Below are 4,972 nucleotides of genomic sequence, written 5' to 3'. Positions count from 1 at the left end.
GAAGCGGAACATGACGGCCACCGCCCTCTACAGCAATTCCTGGCACCGCGTCAGCGCGCTGCGGCCGCGCCTGCGCTCGCACATCCACATCCAGCGCCACACCTACCGGGGGCAGGTCTGGTATGTGATGCAGGACCAGAGCAACGGCGAATTCCACCGCTACACGCCCGAGGCCAACCTGCTGATCAGCCTGATGGATGGACGCCGCAGCGTGCAGCAGATCTGGGAGATCGCCTGCGCTCAGCTGGATGACGACGCCATGCCGCAGGACGAGGTCATCCGCCTGATGTCCCAGCTGCACCGCGCCGACGTGCTGATGACCGATCGCGCGCCGGACGTGCGCGACCTGGTGCAGCGCCGCCGCCGCCAGCGCGCGCAGAAGATCAAGCAGTACGCCGGCAATCCCAGCGCGCTCAAGCTGCCGCTGCTCGATCCCGACCGCTGGCTGAGCGCCGCGCTGCCGTACTACCGCTGGCTGTTCACCTGGGTGGGCGGGCTGCTGTGGCTGGCCGTGGTGCTCTACGGCGCTGCGCTGGGCGCCATGCACTGGAAGGCGCTGACGCACAACGTCTGGGACCAGGTGTTCTCGGCCGGCAATGTGCTGGCCATGGCGCTGGTGTATCCGCTGGTCAAGGCCGTCCACGAGCTGGGCCACGCCTGCGCGGTCAAGGCGCGCGGCGGCGAGGTCCACGAGATCGGGCTGATGTTCCTGCTGCTGGTGCCCATTCCCTATGTGGACGCGTCGGCGGCGGCCGGCTTCGCCGACAAGCGCTGGCGCATGCTGGTGGGGGCGGCGGGCATCCTGGTGGAGCTGTTCCTGGCGGCGCTGGCCATGATCGCCTGGACGCAGCTGGAGCCGGGCCTGGGCCGGTCCGTGGCCTACAACGTCATCATCCTGTGCGGCGTGTCCACGCTCTTCATGAACGGCAATCCCCTGCTGCGCTATGACGGCTACTACGTGCTGTCGGACGCCATCGAGATTCCCAACCTGGGGCAGCGCGCCAATGCCTGGCTCGGGTATCTGTTCAAGCGCTACGTGCTGGGCCTGGCCGCCGTCGAGGCGCCGCGCGCCAGCCGGGGCGAGCAGTGGTGGTTCGTGGGCTATGCGCTGCTGTCCTTTGTCTACCGCATGTTCATCATGTTCCTGGCCATCTTCCTGGTGGCGGGGCAGTTCTTTTTCTTCGGCGTCCTGCTGGCCTGCTGGGCCATCCTGAACACCATCGTCATGCCGCTGTGGCGGCTGGCGCGGCAGCTGTTCACCGACCCGCAGATCCAGGCGCGCCGGGGGCGGTCCTATGCCATCACCGCGCTCTGCGTGCTGGCGGCGTCCGGACTGGCGGGCGCCGTGCCCATGCCGTCCTCGACCGATACCGAGGGCGTGGTCTGGGTGCCGCCGTCGGCCCAGGTGCGCGCGCCGGTGGCCGGCTTCGTCCGCGAGCGCCAGGCGGCGGACGATGCGCTCGTGGCGGCGGGCGCGCCGCTGCTGGCGCTGGAGAACGACGAACTGCAGCGGCGCGACGCCATGCTGGCCGCCCAGGTCGACGAGTACCAGGCGCGCTACGTGCAGGCCCATGCCCAGAATCCGGTGCAGGCCGCCATCACGCGCCATCAATGGCAGAGCCTGCTGACCGAGAAGCGCGCGGTCGATGAACAGGTGCAGTCGCAACAGGTGCGCAGCCGGCACGCCGGCCGCTACGTCTCGGCCCAGCCCGAGGACATGACCGGCCGCTACGTCCAGCGCGGCGAGCTGCTGGGCTATGTGCTGACCGAGGCCGAGACGGTGCGCGTGGTGGTGCCGCAGTCCAGCCTGGAGCGGATCCATCGCTCGCTGGAAGGCGTGCGCGTGCGGCTGGTGCAGGACGCGGGCCGCGAGTTCGAGGCGCGCGTGCTGCGCGAGGTGCCGTCGGCCACCGACGAGCTGCCCAGCATGGCGCTGAGCCTGCAGGGCGGCGGCAGCATCGGCGTGGATCCGCGCAAGTCGCAGGAAGGGCGGGCCAAGTCGGCGGAGAACCTGTTCGTCATGGACCTGCAATTGCCGCCGGACGCGCCGCTCGGCTACGTGGGCGCGCGCGTCTATGTGAAGTTCTCCCACGAGCCCCGGCCGATCGCGTTGCAGGCCTACGATATGGTGCGCCAGATGGTGCTGCGCCAGCTGAAGCTGTAATGGACAGCTTCGCCGCTCTCGCGCCCGACCCGCTCTATCCCGAAAGGGAGAGCGAGCGGCACGCCAACAAGCTGGAGGCCTGGGGCACGGCGGCGCTGCGCTGGCTGGCGCGCAAGCGGCGCCAGCCTCTGTGGCGCACCCGCCGCATCCTGGCGCAGGTGCATCGCGAGGCCGGCCGGCTGGCCGGGCTGGATCTGGCCGGCGTGCGCGCGCGCGCCGACGAGGTGGCGTTCGACCTGCGCTGCAACGGCATCACCCAGGCCGGCGCCGCGCGCGCCTTCGCGCTGGTGCGGCAGGCGGGCCGGCTGGCGCTGGGCAAGGCGCATTTCGATGTGCAGCTGCTGGGCGGCTGGGCCATGCTGCAGGGCATGGTGGCCGAGATGAACACGGGCGAGGGCAAGACGCTGACCGCCACGCTGCCGGCCGCCACGGCGGCGCTGGCCGGGCTGCCGGTGCATGTCATCACCACCAACGATTATCTGGTCGAGCGCGACGCGCAGATCATGACGCCGCTGTATCAGGCGCTGGGCCTGAGCGTGGCCTGGGTCAGCATGGAAATGGATCCTGCCGAGCGGCGGCGGGCCTATCGGGCCGACATCGTGTACTGCTCGAACAAGACCCTCGTCTTCGACTATCTGCGCGACCTGATCGTGCTGGACGACGACAAGGACGAGGACCGGCTGCGGCTGGAACGGCTGCGCGGCGGCGAGGGGCGCGTCGGCGAGCTGTTCCTGCGCGGCCTGTGCTTCGCCATCGTGGACGAGGCCGACAGCGTGCTGGTCGACGAGGCGCGCACGCCGCTCATCATTTCGGGCGTGCAGGAAGAGGACGGCGGCGCCGTCACCGCCCAGGCCATGGAACTGGCGGCGGGCATGCGCGAGGAACATTACCTGATCCAGCGGGAGCATCGGCGGGCCGCGCTCACCGAGTCCGGGCGCGAGCATCTGCGCCTGGCCTGCGCGGCCCTGCCCGCGCCCTGGGGCATTCCGTTCCGGCGCGAAGAGCTGATCCTGAGCGCGCTGACCGTGCTGCACCTGTACCGGCTCGATGAGCAGTACATCGTGCGCGACGGCAAGGTCATGGTGGTGGACGAGTTCACCGGACGCGTCATGCCCGACCGTTCCTGGGGCCAGGGCCTGCACCAGATGATCGAGCACAAGGAAGGCCTGGAACTCAGCGATCCGCGCGCCACGCTCAAGAGCATCAGCTACCAGCGCTTCTTCAAGCACTACCTGCTGCTGGCCGGCATGACGGGCACCGCCGCCGAGATCCGGGCGGAGCTGGGCCGCGTATACAACCTGCCCGTGGTCCGCATTCCCACGCATCGCAAGTCGCGCCGGATCCACGCGCCGGACAGCGTGCACCGGACCATGGCGGACAAATGGGCGGCCGTGCGCGAACGCTGTCGCGCGCTGCATGCGCGCGGCGTGCCGGTGCTGATCGGCACGCGCTCGGTGGCGGCGTCGGAGGAGGTGGCCCGGGTGCTGGCCGAGGCGGCGCTGCCGGCGGTCGTGCTCAACGCCAAGCAGGACGCCGACGAGGCCGCGCTGGTCGGGCGCGCCGGGGAGATCGGCAGCATCATGATCGCCACCAACATGGCCGGGCGCGGCACCGACATTCCCTTGTCGGACGCCGCGCGCGAGGCCGGCGGCCTGCACGTCATCCTGACCGAGCGGCACGAGTCCGCCCGCATCGACCGCCAGCTCGAAGGCCGCAGCGGCCGCCAGGGCGATCCCGGCCATGCCGAGGCCATCCTGTCGCTGGAGGACGCCGTGCTGGACAGCGTCAGGAACAGCCTCTGGTCGCGGCCGATGGATGCGCTGCTGGCGATGAGCTTCCCCGGCTGGCGCGCCGTCGCGGCGCGCTGGCTGCGCCACGCGCAGGCGCGCACCGAAAGAAAACTGGCCCGCGAACGCCGCAGCATGGTGTCCGCGGACGAAGAATTGGAGAATTCCCTGTCATTTTCCGGACAGGGAGACTGAGGTCCGTCGAAGATGAAGATTTCCGCCGCATTCCGTCCCGCCTGCCTTGGCCTTGCCGCCGCGCTGGCCTGCGCCGCGCAGGCCCAGGGCCTGCCGCCCGATGCCGCCTTGCCGCCGCTGACCGGCCTGGGCGCGCCGGCGGACAGCCTGGGCCATCCCATGGCCTGCCTGATCGAGCCGTTCCAGGTGTCGGAGCTGGGCAGTCCCTCGGCCGGCGTGCTGAACAAGGTGCTGGTGCAGCGCGGCGACGAGGTCAGGAAGGGGCAGGTGGTGGCCGAGCTGAACACCAATGTGGACGAGGCCACGCTGCAACTGCGCCGCGCCGAGGCCGCCTACCTGGGCCGCGTGGTGGAGCGCAACGCCGACCTGTACCAGCGCAAGCTGCTGCCCGCCGGCGACTACGACGAGATGACGTCGCGCAGCCGTCAGGCGCAGCTGCAGGTCGCCCTGCAGCAGGCCATCCTGGCCGAGCGCAGCATCAAGAGCCCGTTCGACGGCGTGGTGGCCGAGCGCTATGCCGGCCCCGGCGACCGCATCAACGACAACAAGATCGTCAAGCTCGCGCAGATCGATCCGCTGGTGGTCAAGGTGGTCGTGCCCGACGGCCTTTACGGCCAGATCAAGGCCGATGCCGGCGCCCAGGTCACTGTCAACGCGGCCATCAGCGACAAGCCGCTTCAGGCCAAGGTCTGGCGCATCGACCGGGTGATGGACGCCGCCAGCGGCACCTTCACCGTGCTGCTCAAGGTCGAGAACAAGGGCAACGCCATCCCGGCGGGGATACGCTGCTCGATCCGGTTCTGAGAACCAGGAAGGCTTCGCGCTC

Annotated in this window: 3 protein-coding genes; all 3 read left to right on the top strand. The window is 70.1% G+C overall.

Translation table 11 applies throughout. The annotated features are described in order from the left end of the window. Positions 1-10: 10 nt before the first annotated feature. From ACEU5R_RS10370 to ACEU5R_RS10360, 3 genes are read left to right on the top strand one after another with little or no spacing between them, the layout of a single operon-like run. Positions 11-2,164, top strand: a complete 2,154-nt coding sequence (locus ACEU5R_RS10370) for a hypothetical protein (RefSeq protein WP_392410078.1) — start codon at positions 11-13, stop codon at positions 2,162-2,164. Then, a complete protein-coding gene (locus tag ACEU5R_RS10365; RefSeq protein WP_392410076.1) occupies positions 2,164-4,146 on the top strand; it encodes a preprotein translocase subunit SecA in 1,983 nt (660 codons plus the stop codon). Before ACEU5R_RS10370 ends, ACEU5R_RS10365 begins: the two co-directional genes overlap by 1 nt. A gap of 12 nt (positions 4,147-4,158) precedes the next feature. Then, the gene (locus ACEU5R_RS10360) at positions 4,159-4,950 is read left to right on the top strand and encodes an efflux RND transporter periplasmic adaptor subunit (RefSeq protein WP_103272618.1); all 792 of its coding nucleotides are present in this window, start codon (positions 4,159-4,161) and stop codon (positions 4,948-4,950) included. The last annotated feature ends 22 nt before the right edge of the window (positions 4,951-4,972 follow it).

It is taken from the genome of Achromobacter sp. 413638, assembly GCF_043119405.1.
Lineage (GTDB): Bacteria > Pseudomonadota > Gammaproteobacteria > Burkholderiales > Burkholderiaceae_B > Achromobacter.
This window is presented reverse-complemented; position numbering and strand designations above follow the sequence as displayed.

Excerpts from the sequence above, each read along its gene's own strand:
- ACEU5R_RS10365 (WP_392410076.1), top strand. The coding sequence starts at position 2,164 with ATGGACAGCTTCGCCGCTCTCGCGCCCGACCCGCTCTATCCCGAAAGG.
- ACEU5R_RS10360 (WP_103272618.1), top strand. The coding sequence starts at position 4,159 with ATGAAGATTTCCGCCGCATTCCGTCCCGCCTGCCTTGGCCTTGCCGCC.
- ACEU5R_RS10370 (WP_392410078.1), top strand. The coding sequence starts at position 11 with ATGACGGCCACCGCCCTCTACAGCAATTCCTGGCACCGCGTCAGCGCG.